Source organism: Mycobacterium sp. E1214, assembly GCF_001666755.1.
Classification (GTDB): domain Bacteria; phylum Actinomycetota; class Actinomycetes; order Mycobacteriales; family Mycobacteriaceae; genus Mycobacterium.
On sequence record NZ_LZJC01000140.1, the window covers coordinates 25372 to 44661 of the forward strand.

20 protein-coding genes are annotated in these 19290 nt (G+C 70.1%); 6 read left to right on the forward strand and 14 right to left on the reverse strand.

The window, feature by feature from the left end:
* Positions 1-62 precede the first annotated feature (62 nt).
* Positions 63-452 (forward strand): Fur family transcriptional regulator, encoded by a 390-nt coding sequence (locus A5700_RS19545; RefSeq protein WP_068065726.1) that lies wholly within the window; start codon positions 63-65, stop codon positions 450-452.
* A gap of 11 nt (positions 453-463) precedes the next feature.
* Here A5700_RS19545 and A5700_RS19550 read toward each other — a convergent pair whose 3' ends face one another.
* The 3 genes from A5700_RS19550 to recO all read right to left on the reverse strand — a co-directional run bounded on the left by A5700_RS19550 (position 464) and on the right by recO (position 2724).
* Complete coding sequence (locus tag A5700_RS19550; protein ID WP_068065724.1) at positions 464-892, reverse strand: hypothetical protein; 429 nt, start codon at positions 890-892, stop codon at positions 464-466.
* A complete protein-coding gene (locus A5700_RS19555) occupies positions 892-1761 on the reverse strand; it encodes a decaprenyl diphosphate synthase (RefSeq protein WP_068065720.1) in 870 nt (289 codons plus the stop codon). The genes A5700_RS19550 and A5700_RS19555 overlap by 1 nt, the downstream gene beginning before the upstream one ends.
* 165 nt (positions 1762-1926) lie before the next feature.
* Entirely contained in the window at positions 1927-2724 is a 798-nt protein-coding gene (gene recO / locus A5700_RS19560; RefSeq protein ID WP_068065715.1) for a DNA repair protein RecO, read from the reverse strand.
* A gap of 61 nt (positions 2725-2785) precedes the next feature.
* Between recO and A5700_RS19565 the strand changes: the two genes are divergently transcribed.
* The 3 genes from A5700_RS19565 to A5700_RS19575 are packed head-to-tail and all read left to right on the forward strand — an operon-like array spanning position 2786 to position 7481.
* Entirely contained in the window at positions 2786-4288 is a 1503-nt protein-coding gene (locus tag A5700_RS19565; RefSeq protein ID WP_068065712.1) for an amidase, read from the forward strand.
* 51 nt (positions 4289-4339) lie between these two features.
* Positions 4340-5980 (forward strand): RecQ family ATP-dependent DNA helicase, encoded by a 1641-nt coding sequence (locus A5700_RS19570; protein WP_068065710.1) that lies wholly within the window; start codon positions 4340-4342, stop codon positions 5978-5980.
* Between the two features lie 43 nt (positions 5981-6023).
* Positions 6024-7481 carry an aminotransferase class I/II-fold pyridoxal phosphate-dependent enzyme gene (locus A5700_RS19575; RefSeq protein ID WP_068065707.1) on the forward strand — a complete coding sequence of 486 codons (1458 nt, stop codon included), beginning with the start codon at positions 6024-6026 and terminating at the stop codon, positions 7479-7481.
* Between the two features lie 31 nt (positions 7482-7512).
* On the opposite strand, the gene A5700_RS19580 is transcribed toward A5700_RS19575, so the two are convergent.
* The 6 genes from A5700_RS19580 to A5700_RS19605 form a co-directional block, all read right to left on the reverse strand.
* Positions 7513-8298, reverse strand: a complete 786-nt coding sequence (locus A5700_RS19580) for an SDR family oxidoreductase (protein WP_068065704.1) — start codon at positions 8296-8298, stop codon at positions 7513-7515.
* Between the two features lie 61 nt (positions 8299-8359).
* Positions 8360-8560: a DUF2795 domain-containing protein gene (locus tag A5700_RS19585; RefSeq protein ID WP_231973692.1), complete on the reverse strand. Its 201-nt coding sequence runs from the start codon at positions 8558-8560 to the stop codon at positions 8360-8362.
* A gap of 65 nt (positions 8561-8625) precedes the next feature.
* Entirely contained in the window at positions 8626-9528 is a 903-nt protein-coding gene (gene era, locus A5700_RS19590) for a GTPase Era (protein WP_068065694.1), read from the reverse strand.
* The gene (locus tag A5700_RS19595) at positions 9521-10828 is read right to left on the reverse strand and encodes a hemolysin family protein (protein ID WP_068065691.1); all 1308 of its coding nucleotides are present in this window, start codon (positions 10826-10828) and stop codon (positions 9521-9523) included. Before A5700_RS19595 ends, era begins: the two co-directional genes overlap by 8 nt.
* Positions 10825-11358, reverse strand: a complete 534-nt coding sequence (ybeY, locus tag A5700_RS19600; RefSeq protein WP_068065689.1) for an rRNA maturation RNase YbeY — start codon at positions 11356-11358, stop codon at positions 10825-10827. The genes A5700_RS19595 and ybeY overlap by 4 nt, the downstream gene beginning before the upstream one ends.
* A gap of 19 nt (positions 11359-11377) precedes the next feature.
* Positions 11378-12436, reverse strand: coding sequence for a PhoH family protein (locus tag A5700_RS19605; RefSeq protein WP_068065791.1), 1059 nt, complete (start codon positions 12434-12436; stop codon positions 11378-11380).
* A gap of 213 nt (positions 12437-12649) precedes the next feature.
* Between A5700_RS19605 and A5700_RS19610 the strand changes: the two genes are divergently transcribed.
* Positions 12650-14284: an L-lactate permease gene (locus A5700_RS19610; protein WP_068065687.1), complete on the forward strand. Its 1635-nt coding sequence runs from the start codon at positions 12650-12652 to the stop codon at positions 14282-14284.
* 7 nt (positions 14285-14291) lie between these two features.
* Here the strand turns inward: A5700_RS19610 and A5700_RS19615 are convergent, their stop codons facing one another.
* The 3 genes from A5700_RS19615 to hrcA form a co-directional block, all read right to left on the reverse strand.
* Entirely contained in the window at positions 14292-15053 is a 762-nt protein-coding gene (locus tag A5700_RS19615; protein ID WP_068065684.1) for a 16S rRNA (uracil(1498)-N(3))-methyltransferase, read from the reverse strand.
* Positions 15054-15065: 12 nt separating this feature from the next.
* On the reverse strand, positions 15066-16211 hold the full coding sequence (gene dnaJ / locus A5700_RS19620) for a molecular chaperone DnaJ (protein WP_068065681.1): 1146 nt from the start codon (positions 16209-16211) through the stop codon (positions 15066-15068).
* A 67-nt stretch (positions 16212-16278) separates the two neighbouring features.
* Positions 16279-17310 (reverse strand): heat-inducible transcriptional repressor HrcA, encoded by a 1032-nt coding sequence (gene hrcA / locus A5700_RS19625; RefSeq protein WP_068065673.1) that lies wholly within the window; start codon positions 17308-17310, stop codon positions 16279-16281.
* Positions 17311-17493: 183 nt separating this feature from the next.
* Between hrcA and A5700_RS19630 the strand changes: the two genes are divergently transcribed.
* Entirely contained in the window at positions 17494-17820 is a 327-nt protein-coding gene (locus tag A5700_RS19630) for a type II toxin-antitoxin system VapB family antitoxin (RefSeq protein ID WP_068065670.1), read from the forward strand.
* Between the two features lie 78 nt (positions 17821-17898).
* Here A5700_RS19630 and A5700_RS19635 read toward each other — a convergent pair whose 3' ends face one another.
* Both A5700_RS19635 and A5700_RS19640 read right to left on the reverse strand, forming a co-directional pair.
* Positions 17899-18408, reverse strand: coding sequence for a hypothetical protein (locus A5700_RS19635; protein WP_068065667.1), 510 nt, complete (start codon positions 18406-18408; stop codon positions 17899-17901).
* 220 nt (positions 18409-18628) lie between these two features.
* On the reverse strand, positions 18629-19135 hold the full coding sequence (locus tag A5700_RS19640; RefSeq protein WP_068204945.1) for a hypothetical protein: 507 nt from the start codon (positions 19133-19135) through the stop codon (positions 18629-18631).
* Positions 19136-19290 lie beyond the last annotated feature (155 nt).

The window sequence follows — 19290 nt, forward strand, 5'->3', positions numbered from 1 at the left end:
GACGATGCAGAGCGAACCGATGAGGTGGGGGCACCCCCCGCTTGCGGAGGAGAGCGGCGCCGATGGCTGAAGCGAGCGTCCGCTCCACCCGCCAGCGGGCGGCGATCGCCACGCTGCTGGAGACCCTCGACGAATTCCGCTCGGCCCAGGAACTGCACGACGAGCTGCGGCAGCGGGGCGAGAACATCGGGCTGACCACCGTCTACCGGACGTTGCAGTCGATGGCCGCGGCCGGCCTGATCGACACGCTGCGCACCGACACCGGGGAGTCGGTCTACCGGCGCTGCTCCGAGCACCACCACCATCACCTGGTGTGCCGCGACTGCGGCGCCACCATCGAGGTGGGCGACCACGAGGTCGAGCAGTGGGCGGCCGAGGTGGCGGCCAAGCACGGCTTCTCCGACGTCAGCCACACCATCGAGATCTTCGGGACCTGCGCCGACTGCCGGTGATTCGTGGCGTGTCAGGCGGTGAGAGTGCGCCCGATTCCGGCGCCGGTGTCGAGCACCAGCAGGATCAGGGTGCGCAGCGCCTCGTCGGTGAGGCCGGCGCCGGGGAAGTTGTAACGCAGCATCACGTCGGCGGTCTTCGACGCCCCCCTGCTCGAGTTGCGTTGCACCGCGGCCTTTTTCGCCTTCTCGATCAGCGTGACGCTGCCGAAGTTGGTGTCGCGCGCGGCCGCCGACACCTGGTCGGCCACCTTCTTGGTCAGCGGCAGGTCCCACGCCAGGATCTGGGTGAGCGAGATCAGGTCGAGGTCCTCGGCGATGTTGACCACCCGCAGCGAGGCGATGGTTCCGTCGTGCCGCACGGTCAGCGCGCCGTCGTCCTCCCGCACGAACGCGACGACGTCGGCGAGCACCGAGGGCAGGCGTTGTTGTAGCGAGGGCATCACGCGCTCCCGAATCGACGGTTGCGCGCGGCGTATTCCTCGCAGGCCGCCCACAGGTCGCGGCGGTCGTAGTCGGGCCACAGCTTGTCCTGGAAGATGTACTCGGCGTAGGCCGCCTGCCACAGCATGAAGTTGCTGGACCGCTGCTCCCCCGAGGTCCGCAAGAACAGGTCGACGTCGGGGATGTCGGGGCGTTGCAGGTGCTGGGCCACCGTCGACTCGGTGATGCGCTGCGGGTTCAGCCGGCCGGCCGCTGCCAGTTGGGCGATTTGCTTTGTGGCCTCGGCGATTTCGGCGCGGCCGCCGTAGTTGACGCAATAGTTGACGGTGATGACGTCGTTGTCCTTGGTCATCTCCTCGGCGATCGCCAGTTCGTTGATGACGCTGCGCCACAGGCGGGGCCGCGAGCCCACCCAGCGGATCTTCACCCCGATCGCCCGCAGGTTGACCCGACGCATGCGCACCACGTCCCGGTTGAAGCCCATCAGGAAGCGAACCTCCTCGGGCGAGCGCTTCCAGTTCTCGGTGGAAAAGGCGTACAGGCTCAACCACTTGACGCCGATTTCGATTGCGCCGCAGACGATGTCGATGACCACCGCCTCGCCGGCCTTGTGGCCGTCGGTGCGGGTCAGTCCCTGCTCGGTGGCCCACCGGCCGTTGCCGTCCATCACGATGGCCACGTGCCGGGGCAGGCGCTCCGCCGGGATGCGCGGCGCGGCGGCCTTGGAGACGTGCTGCGGCGGCCGGCTGGGCCCCCCACCCGGAGACGGCGGCAGGTCCGGGAAGACGACGGGCCAGGTCGACTTGTCGGGGAACACCGGGTAGTCGTCGGGCGCCGGGGGCAGCTGCGGGAAGCGGCTAGTGGTCACTCACGCCCCGCTGGCCTCGGGTGGGGAACACGGTGGCGTTGTGCCCGCCTCGCAGCGACAAGTCTCGACGTCCCGCGGTTGTCGCTGTGAGGCGGGCACAACGCATGCCGGCCCGACACAGGTGCCGGTGCGACGGGTGTGATCACGGCGCGCAGAGTCGTCCCGTCAACCACAGTCGCTATCCTGCCCGATCAGCGCCGCGCGCCGTTCGGCGATGGTGCGGTCGATGCGATACGTCCGCTCGACCAGGGGCAACGTCTTGAGCTGGCGCTCCAGATGCCATTGCAGATGCGCGGCGACCAACCCGCTGACATAGCTGCGGTGCGCCTGCGGTGTCTGTTCGGCGAAGTCCCAGTCGCCGTCGTGCAGCGCGGACATCAGGTCCAGCACCCCCGGGGGCGGCGTGGTCGCACCGGCCGGGCGGCAGTGACCGCAGACGCTGCCGCCCGCGCCGACGTGAAACGCCCGGTGCGGGCCCGGGGTGGCACAGCGGGCGCACTCGGTGAGCGCCGGGGCCCACCCGGCGATGCCCATCGCGCGCAGCAGGTAGGCGTCCAGCAGCAGCTCCCGCGACCGGCGGCCGTCGGCCACCGCCCGCAAGGCGCTCACCGTGAGGCGGTGCAGCGCCGGGACGGGCGCCCGCTCCTCGCCGGCGAGCCGCTCGGCGGTTTCCAGCATCGCGCACCCGCAGGTGTACCGGCCGTAGTCGCTGACGATGTCGGTGGCGAAGGCGTCGATCGACACGACCTGGGTGACGATGTCGAGGTTGCGGCCGGGGTGCAGTTGCGCGTCGATATGGGCAAACGGCTCCAGCCGGGCACCGAATTTGCTGCGGGTGCGCCGCACGCCCTTGGCCACTGCCCGGACCAGCCCGTGGTCACGGGTCAACAGGGTGACGATCCGGTCGGCTTCGCCGAGCTTGTGCTGGCGCAGCACAACAGCTCGGTCTCGGTACAGCCGCATCACAATAGTTTTGCACCCCGCCGCGACATTACGGGGATCCGCGCCGTTAGTCTCGTACCCCGTGATTGGCGCTTCCGGGTCCGGTTTCGGGGCCCTTTCCGGCTCGGGTTCCGGCCCCGGCCAGCGCCGTCTGCCCACCCTGACCGACCTGCTGTACCAGCTGGCCAGCCGCTCGGTGACGTCCACCACACTGGTCGGGCGCTCGCTGCACGCCATCCATGCCAGCCAGCCGACGCTCAACGCGTTCCGGGTGGTGCTCACCGAGTCGGCCCTGGCCGACGCCGCGGAGGCCGACCGGCGGCGCGCGGCCGGCGACACCGCGCCGTTGCTGGGCATCCCGATCGCGGTCAAGGACGACGTCGACATCGCCGGCGTGCCGACCGCCTTCGGCACCGAGGGAGACGTCGCCCCGGCCACCCACGACTCGGAGGTGGTGCGCCGCCTCAAGGCCGCCGGGGCGGTGATCGTCGGCAAGACCAACACCTGCGAACTGGGCCAATGGCCGTTCACCAGCGGGCCGGGCTTCGGCCACACCCGCAACCCCTGGTCACGCAGGCACACCCCGGGCGGATCGTCGGGCGGCAGCGCCGCCGCGGTGGCCGCCGGGCTGGTCACCGCGGCGATCGGCTCCGACGGCGCCGGCAGCATCCGGATCCCCGCGGCGTGGACGCACCTGGTCGGCATCAAGCCGCAGCGGGGTCGCATCTCCACCTGGCCGTTGCCCGAGGCGTTCAACGGGATCACCGTCAACGGCGTGCTGGCCCGCACCGTCGCCGACGCGGCGCTCGTGCTCGACGCCGCGTCCGGAAACGTCGAGGGCGACCGGCACAAGCCCCCGCCCATCACCGCCTCGGATTACGTCGGCAAGGCGCCCGGCCCGCTGAACATCGCGCTGTCCACCCGGTTCCCGTACACCGGCCTGCGGCCCAAGCTGCACCCCGAGATCCTGGCCGCCACGAAGGCCGTCGGGCACCAACTCGAACTGCTCGGTCACACCGTGGTCCCGGGCAATCCGGATTACGGCATGCGGCTGTCGTGGGACTTCCTGGCCCGGTCGACGGCGGGCCTGCGGGACTGGGAGGAACGACTGGGTGACGGCGTGGTGTTCGATCCGCGCACCCTGTCCAACCTGCGCATGGGACACGTGCTGGGACAGGCCATCCTGCGCAGCGCGCGCCGCCACGAAGCCGCCGACCAGCGCCGGGTCGGTTCGATCTTCGACATCGTGGACGTGGTGTTGGCGCCGACGACCGCGCAACCGCCGCCGCTGGCCCGCGCCTTCGACCGGCTGGGCAGCTTCGGCACCGACCGCGCCATGATCGCCGCGTGCCCGCTGACGTTCCCGTGGAACGTGCTGGGCTGGCCGTCGGTCAACGTGCCGGCCGGGTTCACGTCGGAGGGTCTGCCCATCGGGGTGCAGCTGATGGGACCGGCGAACAGCGAGGGCCTGCTGATCTCCCTGGCCGCCGAGCTGGAGGCGGTGTGCGGATGGTCGACCCGGCAACCGATGATGTGGTGGACCGACGCCGCGCCGCCCGCCGGCGCGCCGCCACACCAGCTTTGACACCCGAACCGCTTCGGGTGCACAGCGTTTGCCGACCCCGGCACCGGGTAGGTGTGCGCAGTGGGGAAACCGGATCATGACGCCGCCGAACTCGATGCCGTGGCACGGGAGCGGTTCGGCTGGGAACGCCTGACCGACGACCAACGCAGCGCGATGCGGGCGGTATTGGCCGGGCGCGACCTGCTGGCCGTGATGCCGACGGGTTCGGGCAAGTCGGCGATCTACCAGGTGCCCACCCTGCTGACCGGCGGTGTGACGCTGGTGGTTTCGCCGCTGATCGCCCTGCAGGACGACCAGCTCGCCGCCATCGAGGAGCATGGCGCGGGCACCGCGGTCGCGATCAACTCCGGGCTGCGCGCCGCCGAGCGGCGCCGCGGCTGGGCGGTGGTGGACCGGCACGACGCGAACTTCGTCTTCGTCTCCCCCGAACAGCTCGCCAACGACGACGTGGTCGGCCGGCTCACCCGGGCCGAGGTGTCGCTGATCGTCGTGGACGAGGCGCACTGCGTCTCGGCCTGGGGCCACGACTTTCGGCCCGACTACCGGCGACTCGGCGAGGTGTTCCGGCGCCTCGGGGCGGCGATCCCGATCGTCGCCCTCACCGCGACGGCGTCGGTGGTGGTCCGCCGCGACATCGTGGACCGCCTCGGCCTGCGCGACCCGGTCGTCGTCGTCACCAGCTTCGATCGGCCCAACCTGCACCTAGCCGTCGAACGCCATTTGAGCCCGAAAGACAAACAGCGCGCGGTCCTCGACGCGATCCCGGGGCTGCCCAGCCCCGGGCTGCTCTACGTCGCGACCCGCAAGGAGGCCGAGAGTTACGCTGAGGCTCTGCGTGACAAGGGGATTCGAGCGGCGTCGTACCACGCGGGCATGGCCCCCGCCGACCGTGACGAGGTGCACGCAAGCTTCCGCGACGACCAGTACGAGGTCGTGGTGGCCACGTCGGCGTTCGGTATGGGCATCGACAAACCCAACGTGCGGTTCGTCGCGCACGCCTCGATCCCCGATTCGTTGGACAGCTACTACCAACAGATCGGTCGGGCGGGCCGCGACGGCGAGGACGCGCTCGCGCTGCTGTTCTATCGGCCCGAAGACCTGGGCCTGGCACGATTTTTCACCACCGGCCGCCCCGACGAGGAGCTGTTGCGCGCCGCCTATGACGCCCTGGATACGACCCGCCCGACGAAGCTGGCCCAGCTGCGCGAGCGGCTCGGCGTGCGCGGCCGCAAGCTGACCAACGCCGTCAACCTGCTCGACGAGGCGGGGGCGGTCCGGTCGACCCGCAAGGGCCTGGTGCGCACGGACGCGGCGACCGATGACGCGGTCGCGCGCGCCCTGCGGACCGTGGACCTGCGGGAGCGCGTCGACGCGAGCCGGGTCGAGATGATGCGCGGGTACGCCGAGTCGAGCGGCTGCAGAAGGGTTTTCCTGTTGTCCTACTTCGGCGAACGGTTGGGCGGCCCCTGTGGGAACTGCGACCGTTGCGCGCACGCGGCCCGGCTGGAGGAGGTCGGCCCCGACGAGCCGGCGTTGCCCGTGGACACCGCCGTGCGTCATCGTGAGTGGGGCGACGGGGTGGTGATCGGCGGCGACCGAGACCGCTGCACCGTGTTGTTCGAGGAATTCGGCTACCGCACGCTGTCCATGGCGACGGTGCGCGACCACGGCCTGCTCGAGGTGCGGCGCTGACGTAGGCGCTTTATCCCGCTGATCGACCGGGTAGTCCTGATTGATGGATCAATCGAAGGCTCCGTTGCTCGATGCGCTCGCCGACTACCGCTTGAAGGACCGCTACGGATTCACCCCGCCGGGCCACCGGCAAGGCCGCGGCACCGATGAGCGCGTGCTGGCGGTGCTCGGCCGGGAACCGTTCCTCGACGACGTGCTGGCCAGCGGCGGGCTGGACGATCGCCGCACCCGTAATGGCTACCTGCGCCACGCGGAAGACCTGATGGCCGCAGCCGTGGGCGCCGACATCGCCTGGTTCTCCACTTGTGGCAGTTCACTTTCCGTCAAGGCGGCGATGATGGCCGTAGCCGGCGGCGACGGCGGCCTGCTGGTACCTCGGGACAGCCACAAGTCGATTGTCGCCGGCCTGATCTTCTCCGGTGTGCAGCCACGCTGGATCACCCCCCGCTGGGACGCCGCGCGGCACATGTCCCACCCACCGTCGCCGGAGGAGGTCGAGGCGGCGTGGGACCTACACCCTGACGCCGCCGGTGCGCTCGTGGTCAGCCCGAGCCCGTATGGCACCTGCGCCGACATCGCGGGCATCGCCGAGGTGTGCCATCGCCGCGGGAAACCATTGATTGTCGACGAGGCATGGGGCGCGCACCTGCCTTTCCACGAAGACCTCCCAACCTGGGCCATGGACGCGGGCGCCGACGTCTGCGTTGTCAGCGTCCACAAGATGGGCGCGGGGTTCGAGCAAGGCTCGGTTTTTCACGTGCAGGGCGACCTCATCGACACCGACCGCCTGTCGGCGTGCGCAGACCTGCTGATGACGACCAGCCCCAACGTCCTGGTGTACGCCGCCATGGACGGCTGGCGCCGGCAGATGGTGCAGCGCGGCCACGACCTGCTGGATTCGGCGCTGCAATTGGCGCGGCGACTGCGCGCAGAGATCGAGACCATCCCCGACGTGCAGGTCCTGGACGACGAATTGCTCGGCGTGCAGGCCTCGCACGACTTGGACCGGATGCAGGTGCTGATCGACGTATCGGCAACCGGCACCTCCGGATACCAGGCCGGCGACTGGCTGCGGGAGCACACGCGCACAGACATGGGAATGACCGATCACCGCCGAATTCTGGCGACGCTGTCGTTCGCGGACGACGATGCGACCGGGGCTCGCCTGCTGGACGCGTTGCGGTCGTGGCGCAAAGCCAGCGACGGGTTCGACCCGCCGCCGCCGGTCCACCTGACCTCACCGGACGACCTACAACTGGACTCCGTGTGCCTGCCGTTCGACGCCTTCTTCGGGCGCGTCGAAGTGGTGCCGGCAACCCAAGCGGCGGGGCGCGTCGCCGCCGAACAAATCACCCCGTACCCACCCGGCATTCCCGCCGTCGTACCCGGCGAGCGCCTCAACGACGCCGTGCTCGACTACCTGCGCTCGGGCGTAGCCGCCGGCATGAACATCCCGGATGCGGCGGATCGGTCGCTGCACACCGTTCGCGTGCTGGCCTGACCGCCGAACCCTACTTGGCGAGAATCCGAACTCAGCCACTCAGTGGCCTCGAAATGACCTTGTTCGCAGCGGCTTTCACCGAGTCGGGCAGCACACTGTTGGCCGCCCCCATGAGCTTCGACGACAGCGAGCTGGCCACCACCTTCTGATCGCCCCGCATCAGCGCCTCGAACCCCTGCCGAGCCACCTTGGCCGGGTCGTCCTTGGGCATCTTGCCGATCAGCGAGTCCTCCATCTTGGCGCGGTGGAAGAAGTTGGTGTCGGTCGGACCCGGCATCAGCGCGGTGACGGTGATCGCGGTGTCCTGCAGCTCGTGGCGGATCGCCTCGGCGAACGACTGGATGAACGACTTCGACGCGTTGTAGAGCGGCTGGTACGGGCCGGGCATCCCGGCCACGATGGACGAGGTGAACAGCAGCTTGCCCCGGTCGCGATTCGCCATGTCCCGCAACACCAATTTGGCCAGGTGCACCGTCGAGCGAACGTTGAGGTCGATGATGTTGAAGTCCTCGTCGAGTTCGCTCTTGAGGAACATCTCGCCCCGGCCGGTGCCCGCGTTGAGCGCCGCCGCGGCCAGTATCCGGTCGCCCTCGATCGTGCTCTGAAACAGGTGCTCGACGCCTTCCGGGGTCCGCAGGTCCACCTGGACCGGTTGGACCGCGACGCCGAATTCGGCCAGCTTCGCAGGCACCTCGTGGATGCCGTCGTCATCGGCGGCGACGACGAGGTCGTAACCGGCCTGGGCGAATTGCTTGGCGAGCTCGAATCCGATGCCACTGGATGCGCCGGTGATCAGCGCCAGTTGTGGTTGGGTCATACGCGGCGGCTACCCGGCGCCGATGGCGCGAAACCTTCGGCGCCGGATCGCCGTGCCGACCCTAGGAGTTCGAGCCGCCGAGCGCGTTTCGTTCGCCCAGCTCGTGCATGACGGCGCTGGGACCGTCGAAACTGTCCTTGTTCAACCCGCGCAGCGTCTCGACGAGGTCCTTGTCGGCGCCCTGCTGTTCGGCGTGCTTGGCCAGGTCTTGGGGCGACCCGGGGTAGTCGAATCCCGACAGGTACTTCTGAACTTCAGTCACTTGGTATGGCATGCCGTGGCGTCTACCCGCCGCGGTGCGACGAAAACGTCCACCAGCTTCGACAATCAAAAGCCGAGCCGGCCAAGCTGTTTGGGATCGCTCTGCCAGTTCTTGGCGACCTTGACCCGCAGGTCGAGGTACACCTTGGTGCCCAGCAGCTTTTCGATCTGGGCGCGCGCGGCGGTGCCCACCTCGCGCAGCCGGGCGCCGCCCTTGCCGATGATGATGCCTTTCTGGCTGTCGCGCTCGACGTAGAGCAGCGCGTGGACGTCGATCAGGTCGTCGCGGTCCCTTCGCGGGTTGACCTCGTCGATGACCACCGCCAGTGAGTGGGGCAGCTCGTCGCGCACCCCCTCCAGGGCCGCCTCGCGAATCAGCTCGGCCATCAACACTTCTTCGGGTTCGTCGGTCAGTTCGCCGTCGGGGTAGTACGCCGGGCCGACGGGCAGCGCGGCGGCCAGCACGTCGATGAGGACGTCGACCTGCGCCCCGGTGGCCGCGGAGACCGGCACGATCTCCGACGCGCCGCCCAGCAGCTCGCTCACCGCGACCAGCTGCGCGGCCACCCGGTCCTTGGGCACCTTGTCGATCTTGGTGACGATGCCAGCCAGGGTGGTCTTCGGCGCGGTGGAACGGATCTGCTCGACGATCCACCGGTCGCCCGGCCCGATCGCCTCGTCGGCCGGGATGCACAGGCCGATGACGTCGACTTCGCCGTAGGTGTCCCGGACCAGGTCGTTGAGCCGCTTGCCGAGCAGGGTCCGCGGCCGGTGCAGGCCCGGGGTGTCGACCAACACGATCTGAAAGTCCGGTCGGTGCAGGATGCCGCGGATGGTGTGCCGAGTGGTCTGCGGCCGCTTCGACGTGATGGCCACCTTGGCGCCGACCAGCGCGTTGGTCAGCGTGGACTTGCCGGTGTTGGGGCGGCCGACCAGGCACACAAAGCCGGAGTGGAACTGTTCAGTCATCACGCTCGACCCGTTCGCCGTCGGCCGACTCGCCGGATTCGGCGGGGCTGAGCAGCACCGTGCCGACGCGCACGCGGCCCCGGTGGTCGGTGCCGCCCTCGGCGTGCAGGCGCAGGCCGTGCGACACCACCTCGGCGCCCGGCAGCGGGACGCGGCCGAGTTCCAGCGCGAGCAGGCCGCCCACGGTGTCGACGTCGAGGTCGTCGTCGAAGTGCACGTCGTAGAGTTCGCCCAGGTCTTCGATCGGCAGCCGCGCCGAGACGCGAAAGTGCTTGTCCCCCAAGTCTTCGATGGGCGCGGTCTCGGCCTGGTCGTATTCGTCGGCGATCTCGCCGACGATCTCCTCCAGCACATCCTCGATGCTGACCAGGCCGGCGATCGCGCCGTACTCGTCGACCAGCAGCGCCAGGTGGTTGCGGTCGCGCTGCATCTCGCGCAGCAACGCATCCAGCGGTTTGGAGTCCGGCACGAACACCGCGGGGCGCATCACCTGGGCGACGGTCGCGCTGCGCCCGCCACCGGACTGAACAGCTTGCTGCACAAGGTCTTTGAGATACACCACCCCGACGATGTCGTCGACGTTCTCCCCGATGACCGGGATGCGGGAGTGGCCGCTGCGCACCGCGAGGTTGATCGCCTGGCTGGCGAGTTTGTCGCTCTCGATCCAGATCATCTCGGTGCGGGGCACCATGACCTCGCGCGCCGGGGTGTCGCCGAGCTCGAAGACGCTCTCGATCATCTTGCGTTCGTCGGCGGCCACGACGCCACGCTGCTGGGCCAGATCCACGACTTCACGCAGCTCGATCTCCGAGGCGAACGGCCCGTTGCGCAGGCCGCGGCCCGGCGTGATCGCGTTACCGACGATCACCAGCAGCCGGCTGACCGGCATCAACAACCACGAAATGGCTTGCAGCGGCAGGGCCGTCACCAGCGCGATGGAATATGCGTTCTGCCGGCCCAGCGTACGGGGCCCGACGCCGATGACGACGAAGCTGGTCACCACCATGATGGCCGCCGCGCCGAACAGGCCCCACCGCAGCCCGAAGTTGTCGTAGAGGAACACCACCAACAGCACCGTCGCGGTGATCTCGCACGTGTTACGCAGCAGCACAACGAGGTTGATGTAGCGGGGTCGTTCGGCCATCACCGTGGACAACGCGACCGCGCCGGGCCGCTCATCGCGCACCAGCTCCTGCACCCGCGCCATCGAGACGGTGCTGACGGCGGCGTCGATGGCGGCGAAGAGCCCGCCCAGAGCGATCAACGCGATCGCGCCGAGCAGCTCAGACCAGCCGGTCAATGGTCGAAATACCTTGACTTGTCCAGCAACCGGCGATCCCGCTCCTCCTGGCGATCCTGACGGTACGCCTGGACCTGGTCGGCGACCCACTCCACGAGCAGCCGGTCCTGAAGGGCGAACATCTCCTTCTCCTCGTCGGGCTCGCCGTGGTCGTAGCCGAGGAGGTGCAGCACGCCGTGGATGGTCAGCAGCGCCAGCTCGTGGCCCAGGCTGTGCCCCGCGGCCGCGGCCTGGCCGGCGGCGAACTCCGGGCACAGCACGATGTCGCCGAGCATCGACGGGCCGGGCTCCGGCGCGTCGGGGCGCCCGCCGGGCTCCAGCTCGTCCATCGGGAAGCTCATCACGTCGGTGGGGCCGGGCAGGTCCATCCAGCGCATGTGCAGGTCCGCCATCGCGGCGGTGTCCAACAGCACCATCGACAGCTCGGCCGCCGGGTTGACGTCCATCTTGGCGATGACGAACCGCGCGACGCTGATCAGCTCGGCCTCGGAGACGTCGACGCCCGACTCGTTGGAAACCTCGATGCTCACGGGAAGATCATGCACCCGTTCAGCGGCGGCCGCGCGAACCGGACGCGCGGCGGGCCGCCCGGTTCAGCGCCAGCTCGGGTTCCTCGAACTTCGCGTAGGCGTCGACGATCTCCGACACCAGCCGGTGCCGCACCACGTCGACGCTGGTCAATTCCGCGATGTGGATGTCGTCGACGCCGTCGAGGATCTCGATCGCCGAGCGCAGGCCGGACCGGGCGCCGCCCGGCAGGTCGACCTGGGTGACGTCGCCGGTGACGACGATCTTGGACCCGAAGCCCAGGCGGGTCAAAAACATCTTCATCTGCTCGGCGGTGGTGTTCTGCGCCTCGTCGAGGACGATGAACGCCGAATTGAGGGTGCGGCCGCGCATGTACGCCAGCGGCGCCACCTCGATCACCCCGGCGGACATCAGCTTCGGGATCAGCTCGGGGTCCATCATGTCGTACAGCGCGTCGTAGAGGGGCCGCAGGTACGGGTCGATCTTCTCGCTCAGCGTGCCGGGCAGAAAGCCAAGGCGCTCACCGGCTTCCACGGCCGGCCGGGTCAGGATGATGCGGCTGACCTGCTTGGTCTGCAGCGCGTTGACGGCCTTGGCCATCGCCAGGTAGGTCTTGCCGGTGCCGGCCGGGCCCACCCCGAACACGATGGTGTTGGCGTCGATGGCGTCGACGTAGCGCTTCTGGTTCAGCGTCTTGGGCCGGATGGTCTTGCCGCGCCGCGACAGGATGTCGAGGGTGAGCACCTCGGCGGGGGATTCGTTGTCGCCGCCGGACAGCATGGCCACGCTGTGCCGCACCACCTCAGGGGTCAGCGGCTGCCCGTTGGCCACGATCGCGACCAGCTCGGAGATCACCCGCTCGGCGAGCGCGACGTCGGCGGGCTGACCCGCCACGGTGACGGTGTTGCCGCGCACGTGCAGGGCGGCGCTCAGGCTGCGTTCCAGGGCGCGCAGGTTCTGATCGGCAGATCCCAACAAGCCGACGACGACATCGGGCGGAACGTCGATACTGCTGCGAACCTGGGCGTCGGCGTGGAGGGCTCCAGCTGCGTCGGCAGCGTTGGTCTCGCGGGGCGTCACGTGGTTTTCGAAGCCTGCCTTCTGGGCCGTCTGGGGAGCGTGGGGCTTGACCACCCATCTTACCGCCGGGCGCACCGTTGACCCAACGGTCAGCGGGCCGCCCGGCCCGCTCCGGCGGCGGCGGTTCGGGCCGGAACCGAATTTTTACGGCGGCCGCGACGTCTTTTCGGTGCAGTAGAAGAACCCCCGCCACGCGCTGTGAAAGGTGCCTTTATGTATCGCCAGATCCTCGATCCGGTCGCCCACTCGCTCGCGTGGAGTTCGCTGGCCGCGGCCCTGCCGCTCGCGGCGTTGTTCGTGATGCTCGGGGTCCTGCGGGTGCGCGCCTGGCTGGCGTCGGTGGTGTCGCTGGCCGTCGCGCTCGCAGTCGCCGTCGCCATCTACGGGATGCCGGTCGAGCAGGCGGTGCTGGCCGGCACCGAGGGCGCGGTGTTCGGCTTCTTCCCGATTCTGTGGATCGTGATCAACGCGCTCTGGGTGTATCAGATGACCGCGCGCACGGGCCATTTCGACGTGCTGCGGCGCAGCTTCGCGACGGTGAGCGACGACCACCGCGTGCAGGCGATCATCATTGCGTTCTCCTTCGGCGCCCTGCTCGAGGCGTTGGCCGGCTTCGGCACGCCCGTCGCCGTCACCTCGGTGATGCTGCTCGCCCTGGGCTTCCCGCCGCTCAAGGCGGCGGTGCTGTCGTTGGTCGCCAACACCGCGCCGGTCGCCTTCGGGGCGATGGCCACCCCGATCATCGTGCTGGCCAAGGTGTCGGGCATCTCCACCGAAACGCTGGGCGCGATGGTCGGGCGCCAGACGCCGCTGCTGTCGGTCTTCGTGCCGCTGGCGCTGGTCGCCATCGCCGACGGCCGGCGCGGCCTGCGTCAGACCTGGGGCGCCGCGCTGACCGGAGGCCTGGTGTTCGGCGTCGGGCAATACGCCACGTCCAACTTCCTGTCGGTGCCGCTGGCCGATGTGATCGCCTCCCTGCTGTCCGCCGGGGCGCTGGTCGCCTTCGTGCGCGTCCGGCCGCCGCGCCCGGCCGAGGCGCGCGTCGCGGCCGGCGTCGCCAGCGGCGCGGCGCCCGCGGCCGAAGCGCCGGAGCCCGCCGAGCCGCGCGATCCTCGCGGCCAGGTCCTGCGCGCCTACGCGCCGTACGCGATCATCATCGCCGTCTTCGTGGTGTGCCAACTGCCGCCGGTCAAGGCGCTGCTGGAGGAGGCCACCCGCACGGTCCGGTGGCCGGGGTTGCACCTGTTCACCGCCAAGGGCGTGCCCTCGGCCCTACCGGCCTTCACGGTCAACGCGCTCACCACGCCCGGGACCCAGATGCTGATCGCCGGCCTGCTGAGCATGGCGGTGCTGCGGCTGTCGGCGAAGGACGCGCTCAGGGCCTACGGCGCCACCCTGCACCAGCTGCGCTGGGCCATCGTCACCGTGATGGCGGTGCTGGCGCTGGCCTTCGTGATGAACGCGTCCGGCCAGACGATCACCCTCGGGACCTGGATGGCGGGGGCCGGCACAGCGTTCGCGCTCATCTCCCCCGTGCTGGGCTGGCTCGGCACCGCCGTCACCGGGTCGGACACGTCGTCGAACTCGCTGTTCGGGGCGCTGCAGGTGACCGCGGCGAGCAAGGCCGGGCTGTCGCCGGTGCTGATGGCGGCGGGCAACAGCTCCGGCGGCGTGCTCGGCAAGATGGTGTCGCCGCAGAACCTGGCCATCGGCGCGGCCGCGGTCGGGGTGTACGGCCGGGAGGGCGACATCTTCCGCCGCGTGGTGGTGTGGAGCCTGGCGTTCCTGGTTTTCATCTGCGCGCTTTCGGGGCTGCAGGCCGCGGTGCTGTCGGCCATGGTGCCCTGAGCGCCGGTCAGGGGCCCGGCGCGACGTCCCAGCGGGGCGTCAGGACCCCGAGGGCGCCCAACGCCACCGCGGCGGCCGTCGACGTGCGCAGCACCTGCGGCCCGAGCCGCACCGCCACCGCGCCCGCGTCGGTCAGCGAGGCGAGTTCCTCCGGCGCAATGCCGCCCTCGGGGCCGATTAGCAAGGTGATCGAATCGGCCTGCGCCACATCGCTGTCGGCGATCCGGCCGGTCGCGGACTCGTGCAGCACCAGCACCGTGGCGCCGGCGGCGACGTCGTCGCGAATCCGGCGGGCCAGCTCCGCGGTGGACAGCACCCCGTCGACGGACGGGATGTGCGGGCGGCGCGATTGCCGGGCCGCCGAACGGGCGACGGCCCGCCACCGCCGCAGGCCCTTGTCCACCCGCGCGCCCTTCCACTCGGCCACGCAGCGCGCGGACTGCCACGCGAGGAAACCGTCGGCGCCGGCCTCGGTGGCCAACTCGATAGCCAGCTCCGAACGCTCGGACTTGGGCAGCGCCTGCGCCACCGTCACCGCGGGGCGGCCGGGCTCGACGCTCCACCGCTGCAGCACCCGCGCCCGCAGCCCGTCCCGCCCGGCGTCCTCGACCTCGCAGTGCGCCAGGGCACCCGCGCCGTCGCCGAGCACCAGCCGCTCGCCCGGGCGGATCCGCCGCACCGTGGCGGCGTGGAAGCCCTCGTCGCCCTCGACGGCGGCGAGCGACCCCACGTCGGGCAGCGCCTCGACGTAGAACAGCGTCGCGACCATGCGCAGCCCGGGTCAGCGCCCGGTGAAGGTCTCGCGCAGCCGGCTGAACAGCCCGCCGTTGTTGTGTGCGCTCGAGCGGACCTCGGGCACCTCGCGGCTGCGGCGGGTCTTGAGCTCGCGCAGCAGTTCGGCGTCGTGATGGTCCAGGCGGGTCGGCACCACTACGTCGACGTGGACGTGCAGGTCGCCGCGGGCACCCGAGCGCAGGTGCGGCATCCCGTGGCCGCGCAGGGTGATGACCGAGGCCGGCTGCGTGCCGGGCGGGATGGTGATCTCGCTGACGCCGTCGAGGATGGCGTCGATGGTGACCGTGGCGCCCAGCGCCGCGTCCACCATCGGCACCGACACCGTGCAGTGCAGGTCGTCGCCCTCGCGGACGAAGATGTCGTGCGGTTGCTCGTGCACCTCGACGTAGAGGTCGCCGGCCGGGCCGCCGCCCGGCCCGACCTCGCCCTGCGCGGCGAGCCGCACCCGCATGCCGTCACCGACGCCGGCGGGGATCTTCACGCTGATGTCGCGGCGGGCGCGGACCCGGCCGTCGCCCATGCACTGGTGGCACGGGTCGGGGATGACCGTGCCGACGCCGCGGCAGGTGGGGCACGGCCGCGCCGTCATCACCTGGCCCAGCAGCGAGCGCTGCACGGTCTGGACCTCGCCACGCCCACCGCAGGTGTCGCACGGCACGGGCACGGAGTCGCCGTTGGTGCCCTTGCCCTGGCACCGGTCGCACAGCACCGCGGTGTCGACGGTGACCTGCTTGGTCACCCCGGTCGCGCATTCTTCGAGGTCCAGGCGCATCCGCAGCAGCGAATCCGAGCCCGGGCGCACCCGGCCAACGGGCCCGCGGGAGGTCCCGCCGCCGCTGAAGCCGCCGCCGAAGAACGCCTCGAACACGTCGCCCAAGCCGCCGAAACCGCCGAAACCGCCGCCGGCCGCGGCGTTTTCCAGCGGGTCACCGCCGAGGTCGACGATGCGACGCTTCTCGGGGTCGCTCAGCACCTCGTACGCGGCGCTGATCTCCTGGAATTTGGCCTGCGCGGCCTCGTCGGGGTTGACGTCGGGATGCAGTTCGCGGGCCAGCTTGCGGTACGCGCGCTTGATCTCCGCGTCACTGGCGTTCCTGCTCACGCCGAGCAGCCCGTAATAGTCGCGTGCCACGCCTGACTCTCCTATACCTGGTCTCTACGCCGCGCCCGGGCGACCCGGGCGCCTCGCGGGTGCGCGTTCATCGGGTGCCCAGGACTTCGCCGATATACAGAGCAACCGCGGCAACGCTGGCGATAGTTCCCGGATAGTCCATCCGGGTGGGCCCCAGCACACCCATTCCCCCGAAGACGGTGTCGGACGTGCCATAGGCGGTGGTCACCATCGAGGTGCCCGCCATCTGCTCGGCAGCGGTTTCGTGGCCGATGCGCACCGTCACCTTACCGGCTTCCTGCTGGGCCGCCAGCAACCGCAGCACCACGACCTGCTCCTCCAGCGCCTCCAGGATGGAGCGCAGCGAACCGCCGAAATCCGCGGCGTTGCGGGTCAGGTTGGCGGTGCCACCGAGCAGCAGCCGCTCCTCGGTGTGGTCGACCAGCGACTCCAGCAGCACCGTCGCGGACCGGCCGACGGCGTCGCTGAGGCGGTCGGCCCCGTGCAGGCCCCCGGCGAGGTCGGCGACCGCGACCGACGCGGCCGACAGCTTCTTGCCGACCAGGGCCGCGCCGAGCATCTCGCGCAGTTGGGAGAGCTGGTGGTCGTCGATGACGTCACCGAGTTCGACGACGCGTTGGTCCACCCGGCCCGAGTCGGTGATGACGACCATCAGCAGCCGGGCCGGCGTCAGCGCGATCACCTCGAGGTGGCGCACCGTGGACGACGACAACGTCGGGTACTGCACGACCGCGACCTGCCGGGTCAGCTGCGCCAGCAGCCGCACGGCGCGGCGCAGCACGTCGTCCAGGTCGACGCCGGACTCGAGGAAGTGCTGGATGGCGCGCCGCTCGGCGGAAGACAGCGGCTTGACGTCGTCGAGCCGGTCGACGAATTCGCGGTAACCCTTCTCGGTGGGCACCCGCCCCGAGCTGGTGTGCGGCTGGGTGATGTAGCCCTCGGCCTCCAGCACCGCCATGTCGTTGCGGACGGTCGCGGATGACACACCCAGGTTGTGGCGCTCCACCAACGACTTCGAGCCGATCGGCTCCTTGGTGGCGACGAAATCGGCGACGATGGCGCGCAGCACCTCGAACCGGCGCTCGTCGGCACTTCCCACTCGCCGTTCACCTCCCCGCTCACGTTCCGGCTCGCTAACCCAATGGACGGGTTCATTTTACGGTCTAGAACCGACACAGCCGTTACCAGCGGCGGCGGGAGCGACCCGGCCGGAACTTCTTCGGGCTAGCCTTGCCAGCATGAACCCCGCGGGCCCCGGCGACGCCTCGCTCGAGGCGGGCCGATGATCTTCAAGGGTGTGCGCGAGGGCAAGCCCTATCCCGAGCACGGGCTGTCCTATCGCGACTGGTCGCAGATACCGCCGCAGCAGATCCGGCTCGACGAGTTGGTCACCACGACGACGGTGCTGGCCCTGGATCGCCTGCTGTCCGAGGACTCCACCTTCTACGGAGACCTGTTCCCGCACGCCGTGCGGTGGAAGGGCATCACCTATCTGGAGGACGGGCTGCACCGCGCGGTCCGCGCGGCTCTGCGCAACCGCACCGTGCTGCACGCCCGGGTGTTCGACATGGACCTGCCGCCCGGCACGCCAAGCAACGGGTTTCGTTAGCGGCGCGATCGCCGCTGCCCGGGCCTGACGCGCAAAGAGCGGGCGCCGAAGCGCCCGCTCTTCGTCGGATGGCCGCAATCAGTGCCCGGCGGCCTGCAGCAGTTCCATCGCCGAGGACCGCGACAGCACCCAGCCGCCCTGGTTGATGAAGGTGACGCTCTGGTTCACCGGGTTGGCGAACTTCGGGCCGGAGACCGCTACCTGGGCGGTGGCGGAGCCCGGCGCGGCGCCCGGCTGGATGTTGGTGATGGTGAACGACAGCGGCAGGTCGCCGTTCTTGGCCGCCTTCTTCAGCTCGTGGTCGGCCAGGTGCGCCTCGGTGCCGCTGATGCCGCCCTCGACCAGGTTGCCCTTGCTGCTGAACGAGACGTTCGGGTCGGCGAGGCTGGTCAGCACGCTGTTGAGCTGGTCGGCCGTCGGCACTGCCGCGGCGGCCGGCGGCGGGTCCTGCGGCAGCGGGGCGCCCACGGCGGCCAGCCGCACCGAGGGGGCGGCGCCGGGCGTCGCGCCCGCGGCCAGGCCGGCGGCAGCGCCCCCGATGGCGGCCAGAGCCGCCACGCTGGTGGCAAAGTATTTGATGCTGTTCATGGTTCCCCCTTTGGTGGGCACGCACTTGGTAGGCCGTCGCTCGCGCTCACCGGATGGTCGTGTGAGTGTGCCTGTTGCGCTTATTGTTTCGCGCCGCGGCACCGTTACGTTACGACCGCGCCGTGAGAAAACGGCATGAGCAATCTGTGTGCAGGCTATGCGAGCCCTGATGGCGGCCGCGCCGGGGCCTCGTCCCGGCCCCGGGCGCGACCGCACCGCACTAGTTGATCGCCGTCGCCGCCTGGATCAGGGCGATGGCCGCGTCGTGCTGCACGACCCAGTTGCCGCCCTGGTTGACGAAGACCAGGTGCTTTTGCACCGGGCCGGCGAACTTCGGTCCCGTGATCGCCACGTCGGCCTGGGCCATGTTCGGGCCGGCCGGCGCGATGTTGGTCACGTTGAACTGCTCGGGGAAGTTGCCGTTGCGGTAGGCCTTGCGCAGGTCATGGTCGGCGACCATGCCCTCGTTCTGCGCGACGCCGTTTTCGACGAGGTTGTTCTTGTCCCTGTAGTTGACGCCGGGGTCGGTCACCTGGTTGCACAGGTTGGCCAGCTGGTCCGGGGTCGGCAGCCCGGGCGGGGGCGGGGGCGGGTCTTGGGGCAGCGGCGCACCGATCGCGGCCAGCCGGACCTGGTCCGGCGCCGCCAGGGACGCCACACCCGCGGCCGCTCCACCGACCAGGGCAACAGCCGCCACGCCGGTGACGACAGACTTCACGGTATTCACAGATCCCCCTTCGATGCGCATGGACCGTGGCGGGATCGACAAAATGCGCCCCACGCGGTCACACGTCTCCATGTTGTATTCGCTGTAAGTGTGCATTCTGTGACCCACAATTGAGTCTCGGCCCGGTCACGTTACGGCGGCGCTACGGCAGCACC

Bases quoted from the DNA above. Each gene is read 5' to 3' on its own strand.
- A5700_RS19545 (WP_068065726.1), top strand. From the start codon at position 63: ATGGCTGAAGCGAGCGTCCGCTCCACCCGCCAGCGGGCGGCGATCGCC.
- A5700_RS19550 (WP_068065724.1), bottom strand. From the start codon at position 892: ATGCCCTCGCTACAACAACGCCTGCCCTCGGTGCTCGCCGACGTCGTC.
- recO (WP_068065715.1), bottom strand. From the start codon at position 2,724: ATGCGGCTGTACCGAGACCGAGCTGTTGTGCTGCGCCAGCACAAGCTC.
- A5700_RS19575 (WP_068065707.1), top strand. From the start codon at position 6,024: ATGGATCAATCGAAGGCTCCGTTGCTCGATGCGCTCGCCGACTACCGC.
- A5700_RS19580 (WP_068065704.1), bottom strand. From the start codon at position 8,298: ATGACCCAACCACAACTGGCGCTGATCACCGGCGCATCCAGTGGCATC.
- era (WP_068065694.1), bottom strand. From the start codon at position 9,528: ATGACTGAACAGTTCCACTCCGGCTTTGTGTGCCTGGTCGGCCGCCCC.
- A5700_RS19610 (WP_068065687.1), top strand. From the start codon at position 12,650: ATGTATCGCCAGATCCTCGATCCGGTCGCCCACTCGCTCGCGTGGAGT.
- A5700_RS19615 (WP_068065684.1), bottom strand. From the start codon at position 15,053: ATGGTCGCGACGCTGTTCTACGTCGAGGCGCTGCCCGACGTGGGGTCG.
- A5700_RS19630 (WP_068065670.1), top strand. From the start codon at position 17,494: ATGATCTTCAAGGGTGTGCGCGAGGGCAAGCCCTATCCCGAGCACGGG.
- A5700_RS19635 (WP_068065667.1), bottom strand. From the start codon at position 18,408: ATGAACAGCATCAAATACTTTGCCACCAGCGTGGCGGCTCTGGCCGCC.